This window comes from Caecibacter sp. AF58-12pH5A, from assembly GCF_027681725.1.
GTDB classification, from domain to species: Bacteria; Bacillota; Negativicutes; order Veillonellales; family Megasphaeraceae; genus Megasphaera; species Megasphaera hominis.
In genome coordinates, this window is sequence record NZ_JAQDBC010000011.1 from 26,112 (window position 1) to 45,309 (window position 19,198).

Annotated in this window: 20 protein-coding genes and 2 riboswitches; all 20 genes read left to right on the forward strand. The window is 53.4% G+C overall.

Annotation, left to right across the window (positions count from 1 at the left end; all coding sequences use genetic code 11):
* Nucleotides 1-4 precede the first annotated feature (4 nt).
* The 20 genes from PGX44_RS06740 (at nucleotide 5) to PGX44_RS06835 (ending at nucleotide 19,179) form a co-directional block, all read left to right on the forward strand.
* Nucleotides 5-775 carry a class I SAM-dependent methyltransferase gene (locus PGX44_RS06740; RefSeq protein WP_498854753.1) on the forward strand — a complete coding sequence of 257 codons (771 nt, stop codon included), beginning with the start codon at nucleotides 5-7 and terminating at the stop codon, nucleotides 773-775.
* Nucleotides 776-783: 8 nt separating this feature from the next.
* Nucleotides 784-1,734 (forward strand): tRNA (adenosine(37)-N6)-dimethylallyltransferase MiaA, encoded by a 951-nt coding sequence (miaA, locus tag PGX44_RS06745; RefSeq protein ID WP_498854754.1) that lies wholly within the window; start codon nucleotides 784-786, stop codon nucleotides 1,732-1,734.
* A gap of 81 nt (nucleotides 1,735-1,815) precedes the next feature.
* Nucleotides 1,816-3,075, forward strand: a complete 1,260-nt coding sequence (locus tag PGX44_RS06750; protein ID WP_498854755.1) for a methionine gamma-lyase family protein — start codon at nucleotides 1,816-1,818, stop codon at nucleotides 3,073-3,075.
* Nucleotides 3,068-3,616, forward strand: a complete 549-nt coding sequence (gene rnmV / locus PGX44_RS06755) for a ribonuclease M5 (RefSeq protein ID WP_498854756.1) — start codon at nucleotides 3,068-3,070, stop codon at nucleotides 3,614-3,616. The genes PGX44_RS06750 and rnmV overlap by 8 nt, the downstream gene beginning before the upstream one ends.
* Nucleotides 3,603-4,463 carry a 16S rRNA (adenine(1518)-N(6)/adenine(1519)-N(6))-dimethyltransferase RsmA gene (gene rsmA, locus PGX44_RS06760; RefSeq protein WP_498854757.1) on the forward strand — a complete coding sequence of 287 codons (861 nt, stop codon included), beginning with the start codon at nucleotides 3,603-3,605 and terminating at the stop codon, nucleotides 4,461-4,463. Before rnmV ends, rsmA begins: the two co-directional genes overlap by 14 nt.
* Before the next feature lie 143 nt (nucleotides 4,464-4,606).
* Entirely contained in the window at nucleotides 4,607-5,482 is an 876-nt protein-coding gene (locus tag PGX44_RS06765) for a YicC/YloC family endoribonuclease (protein WP_498854787.1), read from the forward strand.
* Between the two features lie 9 nt (nucleotides 5,483-5,491).
* Nucleotides 5,492-5,800 carry an extracellular matrix/biofilm regulator RemA gene (remA, locus tag PGX44_RS06770; protein WP_186503047.1) on the forward strand — a complete coding sequence of 103 codons (309 nt, stop codon included), beginning with the start codon at nucleotides 5,492-5,494 and terminating at the stop codon, nucleotides 5,798-5,800.
* Nucleotides 5,801-5,804: 4 nt separating this feature from the next.
* Nucleotides 5,805-6,422: a guanylate kinase gene (gene gmk / locus PGX44_RS06775; RefSeq protein ID WP_498854758.1), complete on the forward strand. Its 618-nt coding sequence runs from the start codon at nucleotides 5,805-5,807 to the stop codon at nucleotides 6,420-6,422.
* A gap of 13 nt (nucleotides 6,423-6,435) precedes the next feature.
* Nucleotides 6,436-6,645 carry a DNA-directed RNA polymerase subunit omega gene (gene rpoZ, locus PGX44_RS06780; protein ID WP_289001197.1) on the forward strand — a complete coding sequence of 70 codons (210 nt, stop codon included), beginning with the start codon at nucleotides 6,436-6,438 and terminating at the stop codon, nucleotides 6,643-6,645.
* A 13-nt stretch (nucleotides 6,646-6,658) separates the two neighbouring features.
* On the forward strand, nucleotides 6,659-7,888 hold the full coding sequence (coaBC, locus tag PGX44_RS06785) for a bifunctional phosphopantothenoylcysteine decarboxylase/phosphopantothenate--cysteine ligase CoaBC (protein WP_186503050.1): 1,230 nt from the start codon (nucleotides 6,659-6,661) through the stop codon (nucleotides 7,886-7,888).
* A 79-nt stretch (nucleotides 7,889-7,967) separates the two neighbouring features.
* A riboswitch (SAM riboswitch) is annotated at nucleotides 7,968-8,072 on the forward strand.
* 88 nt (nucleotides 8,073-8,160) lie between these two features.
* Nucleotides 8,161-9,351 carry a methionine adenosyltransferase gene (metK, locus tag PGX44_RS06790; RefSeq protein ID WP_289001199.1) on the forward strand — a complete coding sequence of 397 codons (1,191 nt, stop codon included), beginning with the start codon at nucleotides 8,161-8,163 and terminating at the stop codon, nucleotides 9,349-9,351.
* A 153-nt stretch (nucleotides 9,352-9,504) separates the two neighbouring features.
* A complete protein-coding gene (rpsU, locus tag PGX44_RS06795; protein ID WP_059077465.1) occupies nucleotides 9,505-9,684 on the forward strand; it encodes a 30S ribosomal protein S21 in 180 nt (59 codons plus the stop codon).
* Nucleotides 9,685-9,710: 26 nt separating this feature from the next.
* A complete protein-coding gene (locus PGX44_RS06800; RefSeq protein WP_498854759.1) occupies nucleotides 9,711-10,163 on the forward strand; it encodes a GatB/YqeY domain-containing protein in 453 nt (150 codons plus the stop codon).
* Between the two features lie 167 nt (nucleotides 10,164-10,330).
* Nucleotides 10,331-12,232 (forward strand): type I glutamate--ammonia ligase, encoded by a 1,902-nt coding sequence (locus PGX44_RS06805; protein WP_498854760.1) that lies wholly within the window; start codon nucleotides 10,331-10,333, stop codon nucleotides 12,230-12,232.
* 551 nt (nucleotides 12,233-12,783) lie between these two features.
* Entirely contained in the window at nucleotides 12,784-13,896 is a 1,113-nt protein-coding gene (locus PGX44_RS06810; protein WP_498854761.1) for an aminopeptidase, read from the forward strand.
* A gap of 65 nt (nucleotides 13,897-13,961) precedes the next feature.
* Entirely contained in the window at nucleotides 13,962-15,917 is a 1,956-nt protein-coding gene (locus tag PGX44_RS06815) for an OPT family oligopeptide transporter (RefSeq protein WP_498854762.1), read from the forward strand.
* Nucleotides 15,918-16,071: 154 nt separating this feature from the next.
* Nucleotides 16,072-16,255, forward strand: a riboswitch (cobalamin riboswitch).
* Between the two features lie 125 nt (nucleotides 16,256-16,380).
* Nucleotides 16,381-17,385, forward strand: a complete 1,005-nt coding sequence (locus PGX44_RS06820; RefSeq protein ID WP_498854763.1) for a sirohydrochlorin cobaltochelatase — start codon at nucleotides 16,381-16,383, stop codon at nucleotides 17,383-17,385.
* 89 nt (nucleotides 17,386-17,474) lie between these two features.
* Nucleotides 17,475-18,080 carry a MotA/TolQ/ExbB proton channel family protein gene (locus tag PGX44_RS06825; protein WP_498854764.1) on the forward strand — a complete coding sequence of 202 codons (606 nt, stop codon included), beginning with the start codon at nucleotides 17,475-17,477 and terminating at the stop codon, nucleotides 18,078-18,080.
* Nucleotides 18,077-18,490, forward strand: coding sequence for an ExbD/TolR family protein (locus PGX44_RS06830; protein ID WP_498854765.1), 414 nt, complete (start codon nucleotides 18,077-18,079; stop codon nucleotides 18,488-18,490). The genes PGX44_RS06825 and PGX44_RS06830 overlap by 4 nt, the downstream gene beginning before the upstream one ends.
* Nucleotides 18,487-19,179: a TonB family protein gene (locus PGX44_RS06835; RefSeq protein ID WP_498854766.1), complete on the forward strand. Its 693-nt coding sequence runs from the start codon at nucleotides 18,487-18,489 to the stop codon at nucleotides 19,177-19,179. Before PGX44_RS06830 ends, PGX44_RS06835 begins: the two co-directional genes overlap by 4 nt.
* Nucleotides 19,180-19,198 lie beyond the last annotated feature (19 nt).

Sequence of the window (19,198 nt, forward strand, 5' to 3'; positions counted from 1 at the left end):
GCCTATGCTCTATGTCACGCCTTCATTAAAAGCGAAGGGCTCCTTGCAGGCAGAAGCCGCAGCCTGGGCCGCGGCCATTGGCGCCACCTTCGTTACGCGGCAGAAACGGACCGTGCCCGAGCTCTGGCAGGCCTATGGCGAAGATAACCTACTCGTCTACACGACGCAGGGGCCGGTCATCGAGCGGCCGGAAGGACGCCATTTCTTCAGTCTCAATATGGCCGAGCTGCGCATTCAAAACCTGCGCCGCGGCGATGCAGACCATCTCCTCGAGGCCTTTGGGGCAAAAGGGCCCGTACGGGTCTTAGACGCTACGTGCGGCTTTGGCGCCGACTCGCTTGTCGCTTCCTCTGGCCTGCCGGCAGGTTCATCTGTAAAAGCACTTGAAGCGATTCCCCAGATGGCCGCCGTGACGGGCTGGGGCTTTACACACTTCGTCCACGAAAAAGACGACGTTACGGCAGCCCTGCGGCGTATTTCCCTGACGTGCGGCACGTACGGCGACTACCTGGCGCAGGCTGGGCCGGACTACGATATCATCTATTTCGACCCGATGTTCAAGAAACCCGTTGCCGGCAGCTGTCAGTTCGGGCCGGTGCGGGATCTCCTCGACCACGACGCGCTAACGGCGGACACGATCCGCCTGGCCCTGATGCGGGCAGGCAGGGTCGTCGTCAAAGGCCGCTTCCTAAAGGAACTGGTAGCAGCCTTTCCCCAGGCTACACTACACGGCGGCCGCTACAGCCGCGTGCGCTACGCCGTTATAGAAAGGTAAGATTAAATATGGAACAGATTATTGCCATCGTCGGACCTACGGCTGTAGGCAAAACGGCACTCAGCTTTCACTTGGCAGACCACTATGGGACGGAACTCATTTCCGGTGACGCCTATCAGATCTACCGCCACATGGATATCGGTACGGCAAAGCCGACGGCGGCAGAGCTCCTGCGTTTCCGGCACCATCTCATCGACATTGCCGAGCCCGGTGAAGCCTATTCGGCAGCCCGCTTTTGCGCTATGGCCGGCGACGTTGCCCACGCCTTGCAGCACCAAGGCAAGGTACCCGTTCTCGTCGGCGGTACGGGACTTTATGTCCAGTCCTTCCTCGAAGGCTTTACCTTCGACGGCAGTGCCGTTGATGAGGCAGCCCGCATGGCAGCGAGAGAGCGCATTGCCGCTATGGGTGAGGCAGAGCTTATTGCCTATATCCGTAAGCAAACGGATTGGGAAGCGCCGGACTGGCACGAGCTGGTCTCGAACGAACACCGCCTCGTGCGCCTCATGGCGGCCATCGAAAAGGGCGAAGGCCGCACCTTCGTCCGGGCCGGTAAGGACCGCACCCTGGCCTGGCCGGCGTACGTCATCGGCCTCAGCCTGCCGCGGCCCGTCCTCTATGAACGCATTGAAACGCGTATTGACGTCATGCTCGAAGAAGGCTGGGTAGAAGAAGTAGAACGCCTTCTCGCAGCCGGTGTCGACCCGGCGTGCCAGGCCATGAAGGCGATTGGCTACGCCGAGCTTACGGCATATATACACGGCAGTATGACCTTAGATGAAGCAGCGGCTACGATCAAGACGCGGACCCGTCATTTCGCTAAAAGGCAGCTGACGTGGTTTAAGCGCATGCCCTACATTCACTGGTTTGCCAAAGAGGAATACGACAGCGAAGACGCCCTGGCCCGGGCAGTTCTCACCGAAACAGATGCCTGGCTGGCACGGGCAGAAAAACAATAATGCGATGTGCCTTGTGGCACTTTTGCCAGATACTATAATGACTGCGTGGGCAGGAAACCCACAGGAAAGGAATAGAAACTCATGGATTCAGTTGCTTTGGAAAGAATCCGCCAAGAAGCGCTGCTTGCTTGTACGGAACAATTTGCTCATATCGATACGATCAGCTTGCACAATACACAGAAGGTTCTCGCCGCCTATCGCGACGCCCAGCTTTCGTCGTACCAGTTTGCCGGTACGTCAGGCTACGGCTACAGCGATTTGGGCCGGGAAAAGCTCGACGAAGTGTACGCCCGTGTATTCCGCGCCGAAAAGGCTCTTGTACGGCCCCATTTCGTGTCCGGTACGCATACGCTGGCGACGGTGCTCTGCGCCCTTTTAGACCGGGATGACCTGCTTATTTCCCTCATTGGCGCACCGTACGATACGATGCAAGGCGTCATTGGCTATGCCCGGGAAACGCCGCGTTCCCTCAAGGAAAAGGGCGTCCGTTATGAAGAAGTGGCCCTCAAAGCTAATGCCTACGATCTCGACGGCATCCGCATGGCGTGCCAGGAAAAACAGCCTAAGATGGTTCTGATCCAGCGCTCCCGCGGCTATAGCTCCCGTGCGTCCCTCACGATTGACGATATTCGCCAGATTACGGCGACTGTAAAGAGCGTGAGCCCCCAGACCATTTGCTTCGTCGATAATTGCTATGGCGAATTTGCTGCCGAAGAAGAACCGCTCGAAGCCGGTGCCGATATCATTGCCGGTTCCCTCATCAAAAACCCGGGCGGCGGCATTGCCCCGACAGGCGGCTACATTGCCGGCAAGGCCAATCTGGTCGACACAGCGGCTGATTACCTGACAGCACCGGGCCTCGGCGGCGAACTCGGTTCCTACGCCTATGGCTACCGCCTCTTTTTCCAGGGCCTCTTCATGGCACCGCACGTGACGGCTCAGGCTATTAAAGGCGCTGTCTTTGCGGCCGCCGTCTTCGACCGCCTGGGCTTTAAAGTGTCGCCATCGTACGAAACGCCCCGTTCCGATCTGATCCAGACTATTTTTCTGGAAAACGAAAAGAACATGTGCCTCTTTGCCCAGGGCATTCAGACCTTTTCGCCTGTAGACGCCCACGTCACGCCGATTCCTGACGACATGCCGGGCTATGCCGATAAGATCATTATGGCTGCCGGCGATTTCGTCCAAGGCTCGTCTATTGAATTGTCTGCCGACGGCCCGATCCGCCCGCCGTACGTCATGTACCTCCAAGGGGGTATCGTCTTTGAACATAATGTCCTGGCCGTCATGAGCGCTGCCCAGTATATTATGGAAAATAGCGAAGGAGAAGACCATGATTAAAGAAGTACTCGTCGTCGAAGGCCGCAGTGACGTAGCCCGCATCCGGGCCAGCCAAATCGAAGCCGACATGATTACGACGGATGGCTTTAATTTGCGGCCGGACACGCTGAAGCAGATTGCCATTGCCTACGAAAAGCGGGGCATCATCATTCTCACGGACCCGGACAGCGCCGGCGAACGGATCCGCAAATTTTTGACCGAACGGTTCCCCAAGGCCCGGCAGGCCTTCATTCCCCGGAAGGATGCCATTGCCAATAACGACCTGGGCGTAGAACAGGCGTCGCCTGAAGCGATCCGCCTGGCCCTGGAAAAAACGCGCTGTGCCGTCTTTGAACCGGCAGAAACCTTTACGGCCAGCGATTTGCAGGCAGCGGGCCTGAGCGGGAGTGCCGACGCAGCCGACCGCCGGGCTGCCGTAGGTGCGATCTTGGGTATTGGCTACGGCAATGCCAAACAGTTTTTACGCCGCCTCAACCATTACGGTATTAGCCGGGAAGAATGGGACCAGGCCCTTAAGGAGGTAAACCATGAAGGATGCTAATCTAGCCACACTGGAAGTCGTCAAATACGTCGTCAAGCGCTTTGGCCTGCACATGAATAAGCGCCTGGGCCAAAATTTCCTTATCCGTCCGGACGTGGTTGCCCAGATCGCCGATACGGCAGACCTGAAGCCTGGTGATCCGGTCCTGGAAATCGGCCCCGGTATCGGCACGCTGACCCAGGCCCTGGCCGAAACGGGCGCCGACGTGACAGCTGTTGAAATCGACAGCCACCTCTTGCCGGTCCTCGATAAGACCCTCGAACATTATGACAACGTACGCATTATTCACGGCGATATTTTGAAGACAGATATTGCCGGGCTCATGGGCCATAAACCCTTTAAGGTCTGCGCCAATTTGCCTTATTACATTACGACGCCGATTATCATGACGCTGCTCGAAGAACGGCTGCCTATGGAACGGCTCGTCGTCATGGTGCAAAAGGAAGTGGCCGAACGCATGACTGCAAGCCCGGGCAGCCGCATTTATGGGGCCCTTTCTGTAGCCGTACAGTATTACACACAGCCGGAAATCATCTTTGAAATTCCGCCCAAGGCCTTTATGCCGGCGCCGGAAGTCACGTCGGCCGTGGTGTGCCTGGACGTGCGCAAGGAACCGCCCGTTTCCGTCATAGAAGAAAAACGCTTTTTCCAGGTTGTCAAGGCGGCCTTTTCCCAGCGCCGCAAGACCTTTGCCAATACCCTCAAGGCTGCCGGCGTCAGCAAGGACGGCGTTGCCGCTATTCTGGCCGATTGCGGCATTGAAGGCTCGCGGCGGGGCGAAACGTTCTCGTTGGACGAATTCGCTGCCATTGCCGATGCGTGGACGCGGTACAACAAAAAGCAGTAAGCCTCATAAGAGAAACAAGAGGCATTCTTTTTCACGTATGGCGACAAAAGTCGGCGTATGGACTAGAAAAAGAGCGCTATTTGCCGTATAATAAAGCATTGAGTAAGAACACGAACAAAAGGAGGTCGTAAATTGTGCGAAGTATGACCGGTTTTGGCGCTGGCACGGCGAGCAATGGTACCTTATCGGTGACTATTGAAATGCGTTCCGTTAATCAGCGCTTTTTGGAATTGAATATCCGTATGCCTCATGCCTATTTGGCGCTCGAAGACGTCATCCGCAAGGGCATCAAGGACGTACTGCTTCGCGGCAAAGTCGATGTCTTTGTCACGGTTCAGGAACTGGAAACCCAGGCTCCGCAAGTGCGTATTGATTATGCGGCTCTCGCTGCCTGCCGTCAGGCAGTAGCCGAAGCGAAGGATAAACTCTTTGATCACGAACCGCCGCGCTTATCGGAAATCATTTCCCTGAATTCCGATTGGTTCATTCAGGAACAGCCCGTCGTCGATATCGATGCCTGTCGTCCCATTTTTGAAGAAAGCCTGCAAAAGGCACTGGAAGGCATGACGGCCATGCGCGAAGCAGAAGGCAAACAGATCAGTATCGATCTCTTGCGCCGTGCGGCTAAGATGTCGGAGCTCATCGAATCCATTGCCAGCCGCCGCGATAGTATTTTACGGCAGTATGAAGAACGGCTGCGCCGGCGCATTGTTTCTCTCTTTGAAAAAGCGTCCAGCGTGCCGGATCAGGACCGCCTTCTCGAAGAAGTAGCTATTTATGCTGACAAAGTCGATTTTACGGAAGAAATCGTCCGTTTCCGCAGCCACGTCGTCCAGTTAAAGGGCTTTTTGGAAGAACACGACGCCGTAGGGCGGAAGCTCGATTTTCTCATTCAGGAAATGAACCGTGAAACGAATACCATCGGTTCCAAGGCCCAGGACCTGGCCGTAACGGAAGCGGTCCTGCAGCTGAAAAACGAAATTGAAAAGATTCGTGAACAGGTACAAAACATAGAGTAGGTGAGCCATATGAATTTCAACCTGCTGAATATCGGTTTTGGCAATATGGTCATGGGTGAAAAGGTCGTAGCGATTATCAGCCCCGAATCGGCGCCGATTAAGCGCCTCATGCAGGAAGCACGGGAACGGAATACGCTCATCGACGCCACCTTTGGCCGCAAGACCCGGTCTGTCCTCATTATGGACAACAGCCAGGTCATACTCTCGGCCCTGCAGCCGGAAACCATTGCCCATCGCATTGTGCCTGTCGGCGAGGATGCAGTGGCAGACACTGAGATAGAAATAGAGGAACTGCAGGATGAAGAAGAAAGGAAGTAATAGTATGCAAGATCCCGGATTGCTCATCGTCGTATCGGGCCCGTCAGGTGCCGGTAAAGGAACGGTCTGTGACGCCCTGCGCCAGAGCTTTCCCCAAATAGAGTACTCCATTTCCATGACTACCCGTGATCCCCGGCCGGGAGAAACGGACGGCGTGAATTATTTCTTTACAGATAATCCCCATTTTGAAGAGCTGCTCGCAGAAGATGCCTTTCTCGAACACGCCAAGGTCTATGACCACTACTACGGTACACCGAAGAAATACGTCTTTGACCAGCTCGAAAAGGGCCACCACGTGATGCTGGAAATCGACATCCAAGGGGCTATGCAGGTACGCCAGCGCTATCCCCAGGCCTTGTTGATTTACATTGTACCGCCGAGCATGGACGTACTAGCCAACCGTCTGCGCAGCCGTCATACGGATGCAGAAGAAACCATTTGCGGCCGTTTGGCCAAAGCCAGTGACGAGCTGGCGTGGATTGAAAAATACGATTACCTCATCGTCAACGACGACCTGCAGGTCGCCATTGACCAGGCCTCGGCCATTTTGACGGCCGAAGCACTGAAGACGTCGCGTAATGCCCAAAAGATTGCGACTGTCCGAGATTTATACAAAAAATAGGAGAGATGCCATTATGTTGATTAAACCGACCCTCGAATCGCTCATGAAACACGTAGACAGCAAATATACCCTCGTTACCCTGGCTGCTAAACGGGCACGCCAGCTCGTAGACGGTGACGAACCCCTCGTAGACGTAGAAACGACGAAAGTCGTCTCCATTGCGATGGAAGAAATCGATCAGGGCAAGATTACCTACGAAGCGCCGAAATCGGGCATCAAATAAGGAGGGCTCTGCCATGCTTCTGGAACACAAACGAATTGTCCTCGGCATTACCGGCGGCATTTCGGCCTTTAAGGCAGCCCAGATTGCCAGCCTCCTAGGTCACCGCGGCGCAGAGGTCAAGTGCATCATGACGGAAAGCGCGACAAAATTCATTACGCCCCTGACACTGCGCAACATAACGGGCAATCCTGTGGCGGTTCACATGTTTGACGAAGTCCAGGAATTCAACGTAGAACACATCGCCTTGGCTCGCTGGGCCGACCTCTTTGTCGTCGCGCCGGCTACGGCCAACGTCCTGGGCAAGGTCGCAGGCGGCATTGCCGATGATATGCTGACAACGACGATTATGGCTACGAAGGCACCGGTGCTCTTTGTGCCGGCTATGAACAGCAATATGTACCTCAATCCTATCGTGCAGGAAAATATGGCTAAATTGAAGAAATTTGGCTACCATATTATGGAACCGGCCAGCGGCCATTTGGCCTGTGGCATTATTGGCGTAGGCCGTCTGCCTGAACCGGAAGCCATCGTCGACCAGATTGAACTGGTGGCTTGCATGGGTACGGCTCTCAAGGGCCGCAAGGTCATCGTTACGGCCGGTGGTACGCGGGAACCGATCGATCCGGTCCGCTTTATTGGCAACCATTCCAGCGGCCGCATGGGCTTTGCCATTGCCAAGGCTGCCGTCCTGGCTGGCGCCGATGTAACATTGATCTGTGGCTCTACAGATAACCTGACGACACCGGCCGGTGTAAGCCGCCGTATTGACGTGAACAGCACGCGGGACATGAAAGAAGCTGTCGATGCCTACTATGACGACTGCGATCTGGTCGTTAAGGCAGCGGCTGTGGCGGACTACCGTTCGGCTGCGCCGGCTAAGGATAAAATCAAGAAAAACGACGACGTATTGACGATCAACCTGGAAAAGAACCCGGACATTCTCTATGGCCTGGGCCAGCGCAAGACGCACCAGGTCCTCGTCGGCTTTGCTGCAGAAACGACGAACGTCCTCGCCTATGGCCAGGGTAAGCTGAAAAAGAAGAACCTGGATATGCTCGTTGCCAACGACGTCAGCGTCAAGGGTGCAGGCTTCCAAGGCGATACGAACATTGGCACGCTTCTCTTCCCAGATGGTACGATGGAAGAGCTGCAGCAAATGACCAAGTTCGAACTGGCTGAAATTATCGTCGACCGGGCTGCCAAGCTCGTTGCTGCTAAATGTGCAGCTCAGGAAGACAAATAGAGGCGTTTACTTTTTTAATGCGAAGTACTTGCATTTTAGTCCTCTTTCGTTTATACTAATACAAGTCAAACAGAATATAGTTCCATCAAGAGACGGCGGAGGGATTGGCCCTGTGATGCCGCAGCAACCTTCATACACGTGAAAGGTGCTAAATCCAACAGTAGCAACTACTGGAAGATGGGTGTGTAAAAGCCCCTCTTTTGAGGGGCTTTTTTTTACGGAACTACATGAACACTGACAGCATATAGAGTACTTAAAGGAGGAACCACCAAATGGCTAAAGACCGCGAATTCTTTACATCTGAATCCGTTACCGAAGGTCATCCCGACAAGATGGCCGACCAGATTTCCGACAGCATTCTCGACGCAATTCTGGCTAAAGACAAAAACGCCCGCGTAGCGTGCGAAACCCTCGTTACGACCGGCATGGTACATGTCGTAGGGGAAATTTCTACGACCTGCTACGTCGATATTCCGCACATCGTCCGCGAAACGATCCGCGACATTGGCTACACCCGCGCAAAGTATGGTTTTGACTGCGATACGTGCGGCATCCTTGTCTCCCTGGACGAACAGTCTTCCGATATTGCCATGGGCGTAGACGAAGCACTGGAAGCTAAAGAAGGGGAAAAGGATAAATTCGATACGATCGGTGCCGGTGACCAGGGCATGATGTTTGGCTATGCTTCGAACGAAACACCGGAATACATGCCGTTGCCTATTTCCTTGGCACACCGCCTGGCACGCCGCCTGGCACAGGTACGTAAAGACGGCACACTGCCGTACCTTCGTCCCGATGGCAAGACGCAGGTAACCGTAGAATACGAAGATGGCAAACCGGTCCGCATCGATACGATTGTCATTTCGGCACAGCACAGCCCGGAAGTAACACGGGAACAGATCGAAAAGGATCTCCTCGAACACGTCATTAAACCGATTCTGCCGGAAGGCCTCTTCGATGAAAAGACGAAGCTCTACATCAACCCGACAGGCCGTTTCGTTATCGGCGGCCCGCAGGGCGACTCGGGCCTGACAGGCCGCAAGATCATCGTCGATACGTACGGTGGCATGGCCCGTCATGGCGGCGGCTGCTTCTCCGGTAAGGATCCCACAAAGGTTGACCGTTCGGCAGCCTATGCAGCCCGTTACGTAGCGAAAAACATCGTCGCTGCCGGCCTGGCTGACAAAGTAGAAATCCAGCTCGCTTATGCCATCGGCGTAGCCCGCCCGGTTTCCATTCACGTAGAAACCTTTGGCACTGGCAAAGTGGAAAACGATGTCATTACCAAATTGATCAACAAACACTTCGACCTGCGTCCGGCCGGCATCATTGAAATGCTCGACCTGCAGCGCCCGATTTATCGCCAGACTGCTGCCTATGGCCACTTCGGCCGTACAGACGTCGATCTGCCTTGGGAAAAGACGGATAAAGCCGACGTCCTGCGTCAGGAAGCAGGCTTATAATAGGGAAGGAATGGCTCTTTTACGGGGCTGTACCAGCTATGACTTGTCATTATACCTGCATTAACAGATTGACAAAAATGCTCTTTTTGGGTATAATTTCAATGTGTGCAGTAAAGCACTCCCTAACATACATTTTGGAGGGAGGGATAGAGAATGGCAGAAATCAAAGTTGGTAAAAATGAATCTTTGGACAGCGCACTGCGCCGCTTCAAGCGTTCTTGCCAAAAAGCAGGTGTTCTTTCCGAAGTTCGGAAGCGCGAACATTACGAAAAACCGAGCGTACGTAGAAAGAAGAAATCTGAAGCAGCACGGAAACGGAAGTATAGAGCATAATCGTCAAACGTAAGAAGGGTGATACAATGTCTCTGAAAGACCAACTGCTTCAAGACATGAAAGAAGCAATGAAGGCCAAAGAAGCCGGTAAGACACAGCTTTCTGTCATCCGTATGGTACGGAGTTCCATCCGTAATACGGAAATCGACGGGAAATGCGTCCTCGACGACGCCGGCGTTGGTGTGGTCATTGCGAAAGAAATGAAACAGCGTAAAGAATCGCTGGCTGAATTTGAAAAAGCCGGCCGTAGCGACCTCATCGAACAGACGCAGGCTGAAATCGCCGTACTGGAAAAGTACATGCCGAAACAGCTTACACCTGAAGAAGTTGCACAGATTGTCCGTAATGCCATTAGCGGCCAGGACGTAGCAAGCCTTAAACTGGGCGATGTAATGAAACTGGTCATGCCACAGGTAAAGGGCAAGGCAGACGGCAAGCTCGTTTCGCAGACCGTCAAGGAAATCTTACAAGGCAAATAGTGTGTTTATCATAAATATCTATTGACAAATCCACTGATTGATTGTAATATTGTACCATGATTTACAAAACAAAATAAGTCATGCACCAAACAAAGTCAAAGAAGACTTCGCACCTCTGTTTAGCAGGGGTGAGAAGTCTTTTTTTTCAATTAAGGAGGAAATCAGGTATGGTAAAAGAAGATTTAGTTTATGTTATTCCTGCAGGTCAGTATGGCAAAGAAGGCGTTTTGGCTCTTCTCGAACAGCATCCGGAAATCAAATTCGTTTCCCTCGTAGGTGTCGACCTGGCTGGGAATGACACAGATGAAAAGATTCCTATCTCGACATTCTTTGAAGATTATGATGACTTCTTCAACGCTACAGCTTTCCAGACCGACGGTTCCTCTGTTGTACTGCCTGGCATTGCGACGCTGTCCAATGCCCGCGTAGATATCAAAGCCGATCCGGGCGTAAACTGGTTCATTGACTATAACTACGACAACATTGACGAACACACAGGCAAACCGACCGGTACCCTGCGTATTCCGAGCTTCCTGCGCCATGCTACGGGCTATATCGATTCCCGTTCCATCCTGCGCAATACACTGAATTATGTAAACGACGAACTGATCCAGATCGTTAAAAAATATGGCGTCAACGGCCTGACCATCAATACAGATGACATTGAAAAGATCGTCTTCACGACGGCTACGGAATTGGAATTCTGGGTTAAGAGCCCGAGCCAGGACGTAGCAACGCGCCGCCTGTCCGTTTCCCAGAAGCTTCAGGAACAGTACTGGCAGCGTACACACGGCGTCGTTCGTACGGCTTTGGAACAGTCCGTAGAACGCCTCCGTCAGTACGGTCTTGAACCGGAAATGGGCCACAAAGAAGTTGGCGGTATCAAAGCCCAGATCGATGATTCCGGTAACCTCATTTACGTTCTCGAACAGCTGGAAATCGACTGGAAATACACAGGCGATCCTGTCCAGACGGCTGATAACGAAATCCTCGCCCGCGTCATCGTCCGCGAAGTATTCCGTGAAAACGGCCTCGAAGTTACCTTCCAGGCTAAACCGATTCATGGCGTTGCCGGCAGTGGTGAACACACGCATATCGGCATCGGTGCCATCATGAAAAATGGCAAATTCGTCAACCTCTACAACCCGGACGACATGAAGAAGGATTTCCTCTCGAGCCTCGGCTACGGCGCTATCATGGGTATCCTGAAACACTACGAAGTCATCAACCCGTTTGTTTCTTCTACCAATGATGCCCTGAACCGCTTGAAACTGGGCTTTGAAGCTCCTGTTTGCATCGTTACGGCACTGGGCGGTGATACACCGGACGTACAGACACGTAACCGCTCCGTCCTCATCGGCCTCATCCGCAATACGAAGAAACCGGCTGCTACGCGTTTCGAACTGCGTGCTCCCAATGCCTTCACCAATACGTATATTGCCATTTCCCTGGTCTATATGGCAGCTCTCGACGGTATCCGTTATGCCTTGTCCAGCGGCAAGACACCGGATGCTCTGTGCGCAGAATTGTCCAAGAAACCGGGCGAACCTGCAGATTACCTCGAAAAAGACCGGGCCTATCGCAGTGAAGTCGACGTCTTCGAAGCCTTTACAGCAGAAGAACGGGATGCCATGTTCGGCAAAGCTCCGAAGACCGTTTGGGAAAACTTCAAGGCTCTCGATGAATACCCGGAAAAAGTGGCAGAACTGGCTTGCGGCGCCTTCGAAAAACGTTTCGTAGACTCCTTCAAGGCTGGCGCACTGAAACGTTGGGCACTGGAATTGCAGTACCGCATCATTCCGGAAAACCTGCACACAGTCATCGAATGCAAACCGCTCCATACAGAAGCTGACACGAACCCCCTCGAAGTAGAACGCTGGACTGTCATCAACTCCTTGCGTACCGAATTGGGCCGTGACACAGAAAAGAGTCTGTCCATCTTCACGAAGATCAAAAAAGCCCTGGCTGCTGGAGATTACGACACAGCATCGGATCTCATGATCATCATGAGCGAAAAGATGGATGTCCTGAACGACCTCTATTATGAATACAGCCACAACGCATTCTAATAACTAGAACGCATCATACAGCGGGACGGTATACCGTTTCGAAAAGCATAAAAAGATTTCTGATCCCTTTGGGTCGGAAATCTTTTTTGCGTTATAGAAAAATTAGTTAATAGAATTAATCAAACGTGTTGCTTGTGACGTCATAACTTTATATTACTTAAATTCATCGTTAAAATAAAGTAAAACGTTAAACGTCCTTCTAGATTTGACGCTCATTCATTTCAGTGATAGCATGGTTGCATGAGACCATTGCGGACTAGAAAAATCTATCATTGCCAGGGCTTTTATTTTTTTGCGCAAAACACCGTATTGTTTTGTTTTGCCAAGCTCATACAGTAGGAAACTGTTCCTTTTCGTTCGTGTATGGCAGGAATTCAGCTATGGAGGTGATGTAATTCGGGGGAAGACGCCGCCAGGCGCAGCCGTCGTGTCTTTTTTGCGTGCCGGGAACATGCAGAAGGGGACAAAGGGGTAGGGCTGGCCAGAGAAAGTATTGAATTTCTTATATAACGTATAGAAGTTACTACTTTTTTATAGGAGGCGTTTGTACAATGGATCCAAGAATTCATACTCTTGCAAAAAACTTAATCACCTATTCGGTTCATCTGCAAAAAGGAGAAAAGCTGCTCATCGAAGTCTTCGATGAAGGACTGCCTTTGGCGAAAGCGCTTGTAGAGGAAGCGTATAAAGCCGGTGGCCTGCCTTTCATCAGCTTCAAGAATATGCAGCTTGAACGGGCTCTTTATCAGGGGGCTACGCAGGAATCGTTTGACTATATGGCTAAGTGGGAAGCTGCCCGCATGAGCGATGTAGATGCGTATATTGCCGTCCGCGCCTATAGTAATACGGCCGAACTGGCGGACGTACCGGACGACAAGATGAGCCTCTACCAGACCTATTTCAACAACCCTGTACACATGAAGATCCGTCTGCCCAAGACGAAATGGTGTGTACTCCGCTATCCGAACCAGTCTATGGCCCAGCTGGCCAACATGAGCCTCGAAGCCTTTGAAGATTTCTACTTCAACGTGTGCAACCTTGATTACGGCAAGATGGAAGCAGCTATGAAACCGCTCGTCGACCTCATGAACCGTACAGATAAGGTACATATCGTAGGGCCCGGTACGGACCTCACGTTCTCCATCAAAGGTATCCCGGCTGTAACGTGCTCAGGCCGCATGAACATTCCCGATGGGGAAGTGTACACCGCGCCGGTGAAGGATTCCGTCAACGGCTATTTGACGTACAACACGCCGAGCCTGCAGAACGGTACGACCTTTGAAAACATTCACTTTGAATTTAAAGATGGCAAGATCATCAAAGCCGAAGCGAACGACACGACCAAGCTCAACGCCATCCTCGATACGGATGAAGGGGCCCGCTATATTGGCGAATTTTCCTTTGGTATGAACCCGTACGTAACCTTCCCTATGAAGGATACGCTCTTTGACGAAAAAATCAAAGGCAGCTTCCACTTTACAGCCGGCAATGCCTATGACGATGCTTTTAACGGCAACCGTTCCGCTATTCATTGGGATCTCATTTGCCGCCAAGGTGCCGATTGCGGCGGCGGTGAAATCTGGCTCGACGACGTACTCGTCCGCAAAGACGGTATCTTTGTCCTGCCTGAACTTCAGGGCCTGAATCCGGAAAACTTGAAATAAGCGGACTGCAGGCCGTTCCTCATGCCGGGCGTCCTGCTGAAATATAACTACTGGAGGTTGTTTGCATGTCAGAGCACGAAACGCGACCGGCGGAAGAGTACAATCCGCCCATGTCGCCTTATAAAGAGTATCAGGAAATCAACGCCTACGTCGTAGGCTGGGGTATGTTTTTTGCTGCCCTCTTCGCCTTGGCCGTCGGCTACCTGAGCTTGAAAATCGGCCAGACCGTCGACGCCTTTGCGCCTGTATCGGTCTTGGCAATGGGCATGGCCGTTCTTTTTAAGCGCAAAAACGCTTTTCCTGAAACGGTTCATATCCAGGCCATTGCCAGTGCCGGTACGAACATTCTGGGCGGTACGATGTTTATCCTGCCGGCCCTCTTCATCTTGCATATTTACGGCGTTTCCTACTGGGAAATGGTCACGCCGATCGTCTTAGGCAGTATCCTCGGCGTCTTCCTGGCGACTATGTTCCGCCGCTATTTTGTCGAAGAAATGGACAAGGCCTATCCCTTCCCATCCGGCCGGGCTGCGGCGCAGGTGTTGGCCTGCAATGAAGGCGGTGCGGCTAAGCTCATGGTTCTCAGCGGCTTTATCGCCATGTGCTACGATTTCGTCCTCAATTCCCTGGGCTGGTGGAAAGAAGTCATTACGACGACGACCTTCCAGTGGGGCACAGCCCTGGCCGACAAGCATAAGCTCGTCTTCAGCCTCGATAACGACGCGGCGCTCTTGGGGATTGGCTATTTTACGGGTCTGCGCTATGCCTGCATCATCGCTGCCGGCTCTTTCTTTGCCTGGGTCGTCTGCATTCCCGTCGTCTATTACCTCGGCGGCGACCACCTGATGGTCATCAAGGACCAGCAGGTCCTCCTGGCCAACGCCCCTGTAACGGCCGTCTTCAACCAGTACGTGCGCCATATCGGCATTGGCATGCTGGCTATGGCCGGCGTCATCGGCCTCCTTTCTATGAGCAAGGTCGTCGGCGGCGTCGTCAAAAAAGCGGCAACGGATATGTTCTCGTCCCGTGCGGCCGGCCAGGAAACGCTTTTGCGGACGCAGCAGGATATTCCCATGAACTACCTCGTTATCGGTACGTTCCTCATGGTAGTCCTCTTTACGGTTTTCTTCCACCTTACGTGCTCAGAAAACCTGACTCAGACCCTTCTGGCCTTCGTCATTGTCCTCATTTTCGCCTTCATGCTTTCTGTTGTCGGCATCAGCTCCATTGCCTTTACAGGGAATGAACCGGTTTCCGGTATGACCATCTTCATGATCATCGTCTCGGCCGTCATCATGGCCAGCGTCGGCATGAGCGGCGACAGCGGCATCGTTGCCATCCTCATGATGGCTGCCTTCCTGTGCTCGACCTTGTCCGTTGCGGGTAACTTTATGTCGGAACAGAAGGTTGCCTACCTGACCGGTGCGACACCGCGGAAAATGCAGCAGTGGCAGCTCGTATCCATCGTCCTGGCGTCCTTTGTGTCTGTTGGCGTCATTATCCTGCTCAACAACGCCTATGGCTTTACAGGCGAAGGTGCCCTCCAGGCACCGCAGGCCAACGCCATGGCGGCGATCGTACAGCCCATGATGGGTGGCGGCGAAGCACCGTGGCCGCTTTACATGGCCGGTGCCTTCTTTGCGGTCATCCTCTGGATGATCAAGATTCCGCCTTTGGCCTTTGCCCTCGGCGCCTACCTGCCTATGGGAATTAATACGCCGGTTCTCGTCGGTGGTATCGTTTCCTATCTCGTATCGCACAGCAGCAAGGACGACGCCATTAACGAGCTGCGCCTCAGTGAAGGCAGCACCGTTGCGTCCGGCTTCGTCGCCGGCGGCGCTATTGGCAGTCTCATCAGTGCCGTCCTGCACATTGCCGGTATCGACTGGTTTATGAAAGCCTGGGAAGCCACACCGGCCGCTACGTACTTAGGCATCGTCGCCTATCTCGTACTCTGTGCTTTCATCTACAAGATGGCTGTCAGAATAAAAGAAAAAAGAGCAGAGAATAAAGCTGAATAAGGCAATCTCTACGTCACGTCCTCCGTGCAGGCCTTCGCTTGCAGGAGGACGTGTTTTTTGTCTTGCCGGGCCCGGCGAAAAGCCTATAGCAGTATTCGAATTCCTTATATTAGGTTTGACGCACTATGTGCCCTGTGGTATAGTTTTAAATGTAAATGTATATAGTAAATCAGGTGTCGTAAGACTCAATAGAAAAGCCGGTATAAGCCGGCGCGGTCCCGCCGCTGTAAGGACGAGTGATACTGCAGGAAACGTCACTGTGTAGCCGTAGCTACATGGGAAGGCGCAGTAGAGCCATGAAGCCAAGCCAGAAGAACTGCCTGATTGTGATCACCGGTATGACCTGCGAGCGATGGGGAGGAGATTTTTTGTGTTAGCCTGTAAAGGAAACCTGACGAACCGCGCGGAGATTCCAGCGCGGTTTTTTTATTGCCCAGGTGCCGGTAGAAAAGGAGAGATTGCGATGCACAAGAAACAACCTGTAGTAGCTGCCTTAGCCCTAGCCTGCCTGGCTGTAGCTCCATTCTGGTTGGACAACAGCGTCCACGCTGCGTACACCTTAAGTCCAGAGGTAAAGGACGTGACGCCGGCCCTCAAGGAAGCTACGTCCTTAGGTGTCCTGACCTACAATACCCCGGACCTGCAAAGCCTGGAAAATAAGGATGCCATCTTAGTCCTGAGCTTTGGTACGACTTATACCAAGAGCCGTCAGGCCACGATTGATGAAACGGTCAAAGCTATTCAGGCAGCTCATCCGCAGACGAAGGTCGTCGTCGCCTTTACGTCGCATATTATCGTCGACCGCATCAAAGCTCATGAAGGCCTTACCATTCCGACGCCGGAAAAAGCTCTGGAACAGCTCAAGGCCGAAGGCTATACGCGCGTGGCTATTGCGTCGCTGGATGTCATTCCCGGCGTGGAATATGACTACGACAAGGCCATATTCAATAGCTATAAGCACGCTTTCAAAAAGATGACCCTGGCGACGCCGCTCTTATATTGGATGGGCCAGGAAGACCAGCGTGATGACCTAAGTGAATTCGTGACGGCCTTTGCCAGCCAATTTCCTAAGCTCGGCAAACACGACGCCATTTTGGTCATGGCCCACGGTACGCCTCATCCGGCAAATGCCTATTATTCCGTCCTCCAGGACCGCTTGAAAACGGCTGGCTACGGCCAGGTCTATGTCTATTCCGTCGAAGGCTGGCCGCACCTCGATACGGTGATTCCGCAGCTGAAGAAAGCCGGTATCAAGCACGTCATCCTCATGCCCATGATGATGGTCGCCGGTGACCACGCTAACAATGACATGGCCGGTGCCGGCGCCGCTTCCCATAAGAGCATTCTCGAACAGCATGGTTTTACCGTTTCGCCGTATATCCACGGCCTCGGTGAAAACACGGCAGTACGGCAGCTCTTCGTCGAACGGGCTAATGAAGCTGTAGCAGCGCTGGAAAGTACGAAATAGGAGATAATAGAAGAGTATGGGGCAGGCTGACAGAATGCAGTCTGCCTCGCCTTGTGTCACGTCCGTATTCTTTATAAGGGAGTCATATTGTGGAAGGTATTTATCAGGGAATTCTCATGTTTCAACAGGGCGGCGTCGTCATGTACGTCTTGCTCCTTTGTTCGCTTGTAGTCGTCTATTTTGCTGTCGAACGGGGCCTCTATTTCCGCCGCATGGATGCGGGCAGCGACTTTGCCGAGCGCTGCAGCTGCGTCCTGCGTCAGGGTGATGCCGGTCAGGCCACAGCCTGTATTGCCCAGGGTCACGGTGCCTTAGCGGCGATCTTACAGGCTGTCCTCAGCGGCAAGGCCGGTGTAAAGCCGGCAGCCTATATGGAAATGGAGTCCGGTATTGCCATTGCCCGTTTCCGGCAGCACTTATATTTTCTCAGCGTCATCGTCACGATGGCACCCCTTTTGGGCCTCTTGGGCACCATCAGCGGCATGATCCGTTCCTTTAGTATCTTCAATATCGAATCCGGCCAGGCTGTGGCCATTACCGGCGGTGTTGGCGAAGCCCTCATTGCCACGGCCTTTGGCCTTTGTGTGGCTGTCCTGGCTCTGGCGGTTCATGCCTATTTTACGCAACGCCTGGAACGGATCATTACCGATATGGAAACGTGCTTTAGTGCCTGGGAAGTGGGGCGGAAATCATGAGATTACGGGATCGCCGCTCCTTTAGGGAACCGGCCGTTATGATCATCCCTATGATCGATATCATGTTTTTTCTCCTCGTCTTCTTTATGATCAGCACGCTCTACATGGTCCACGTAAAGACCATGCCCGTCCAGCTGCCCCAGGCCGTCCACGCCGAGCAGCAGGCCCGCGTGTCGAGCGTCATTACCCTGCAAAAGGATGGCAGCCTCTCGCTCGACGACCGGGCCATGAAAGAAGCAGACCTGCTGGCAGCGGTACAGGCTGAAAAAGAGGCGAACCCGAATTTCGTCGTCGTCATCCGGGCCGACCAAAGCCTGGATTATGGCCAGGTCATGGTCCTCATGGATCACTTAAAGAACGCCGGCATCACGCGCTTTGGTCTGGCTGCCGGCGGGGAGCAGGGACAATGACGGCCCGCAAGGACAAACGGCTGGCCTTGACGGTAACGGTTGCTGTCCACGCAACGATTTTTGTGGTCCTCAGTGCCTGTGGCCTCTTTACGTATGTCCACATGCCTCATAAACCGTCTTATACAGAGGTCATGGTCTACGATGAAAACTCCCTTTCTACGTCGCCCCAGGGCGGTGGCAGCCCGGCTATTGCCATCCCCTCCGGAGCACCACCTATTACAGAAACGTACACGGATAAGGCGGCTCAGGCTGATGCACAAAGGGAGCAGGCTAAGAACGTTCAGGCTGCCGGCGCCGGCACGGCTTCCGGTAGCAGTAGTGCAGCAGGCAGTACTGCCTCAGCCGGCCAGGGAAATGGCAGCGGTACAGGTGGCGACAGTGGCAGCGGCGATGGGGCAGGCTCCGGAAATAGGGCGCCCAGACCGGCACAAAAAGCCCGTCTCCTTGCGTCGGGAGATTTTAACGTCCCCGCAGCAGCCCGCCAGGGCATTCACGGCCAGGTGAGTCTTTCTATCGTAATCAGCGCCGCCGGTTCCGTAACGTCGGCAGACATTATCAGCAATTCGAGCGGCCGCAGCGATGTTGCCCAGGCTGCGCAGGAGTATGCCTATACCTTGCAATACGCGCCGGCAACGGATGAAGCCGGTGACGCTGTCGCCTCACGGCGGCAAATTAATTTGCAGTTCTAATCTACAACAAAAGGGGATA

Excerpts from the sequence above, each read along its gene's own strand:
- PGX44_RS06740 (WP_498854753.1), top strand. The coding sequence starts at position 5 with ATGCTCTATGTCACGCCTTCATTAAAAGCGAAGGGCTCCTTGCAGGCA.
- miaA (WP_498854754.1), top strand. The coding sequence starts at position 784 with ATGGAACAGATTATTGCCATCGTCGGACCTACGGCTGTAGGCAAAACG.
- PGX44_RS06750 (WP_498854755.1), top strand. The coding sequence starts at position 1,816 with ATGGATTCAGTTGCTTTGGAAAGAATCCGCCAAGAAGCGCTGCTTGCT.
- rnmV (WP_498854756.1), top strand. The coding sequence starts at position 3,068 with ATGATTAAAGAAGTACTCGTCGTCGAAGGCCGCAGTGACGTAGCCCGC.
- rsmA (WP_498854757.1), top strand. The coding sequence starts at position 3,603 with ATGAAGGATGCTAATCTAGCCACACTGGAAGTCGTCAAATACGTCGTC.
- PGX44_RS06765 (WP_498854787.1), top strand. The coding sequence starts at position 4,607 with ATGACCGGTTTTGGCGCTGGCACGGCGAGCAATGGTACCTTATCGGTG.
- remA (WP_186503047.1), top strand. The coding sequence starts at position 5,492 with ATGAATTTCAACCTGCTGAATATCGGTTTTGGCAATATGGTCATGGGT.
- gmk (WP_498854758.1), top strand. The coding sequence starts at position 5,805 with ATGCAAGATCCCGGATTGCTCATCGTCGTATCGGGCCCGTCAGGTGCC.
- rpoZ (WP_289001197.1), top strand. The coding sequence starts at position 6,436 with ATGTTGATTAAACCGACCCTCGAATCGCTCATGAAACACGTAGACAGC.
- coaBC (WP_186503050.1), top strand. The coding sequence starts at position 6,659 with ATGCTTCTGGAACACAAACGAATTGTCCTCGGCATTACCGGCGGCATT.
- metK (WP_289001199.1), top strand. The coding sequence starts at position 8,161 with ATGGCTAAAGACCGCGAATTCTTTACATCTGAATCCGTTACCGAAGGT.
- rpsU (WP_059077465.1), top strand. The coding sequence starts at position 9,505 with ATGGCAGAAATCAAAGTTGGTAAAAATGAATCTTTGGACAGCGCACTG.
- PGX44_RS06800 (WP_498854759.1), top strand. The coding sequence starts at position 9,711 with ATGTCTCTGAAAGACCAACTGCTTCAAGACATGAAAGAAGCAATGAAG.
- PGX44_RS06805 (WP_498854760.1), top strand. The coding sequence starts at position 10,331 with ATGGTAAAAGAAGATTTAGTTTATGTTATTCCTGCAGGTCAGTATGGC.
- PGX44_RS06810 (WP_498854761.1), top strand. The coding sequence starts at position 12,784 with ATGGATCCAAGAATTCATACTCTTGCAAAAAACTTAATCACCTATTCG.
- PGX44_RS06815 (WP_498854762.1), top strand. The coding sequence starts at position 13,962 with ATGTCAGAGCACGAAACGCGACCGGCGGAAGAGTACAATCCGCCCATG.
- PGX44_RS06820 (WP_498854763.1), top strand. The coding sequence starts at position 16,381 with ATGCACAAGAAACAACCTGTAGTAGCTGCCTTAGCCCTAGCCTGCCTG.
- PGX44_RS06830 (WP_498854765.1), top strand. The coding sequence starts at position 18,077 with ATGAGATTACGGGATCGCCGCTCCTTTAGGGAACCGGCCGTTATGATC.
- PGX44_RS06835 (WP_498854766.1), top strand. The coding sequence starts at position 18,487 with ATGACGGCCCGCAAGGACAAACGGCTGGCCTTGACGGTAACGGTTGCT.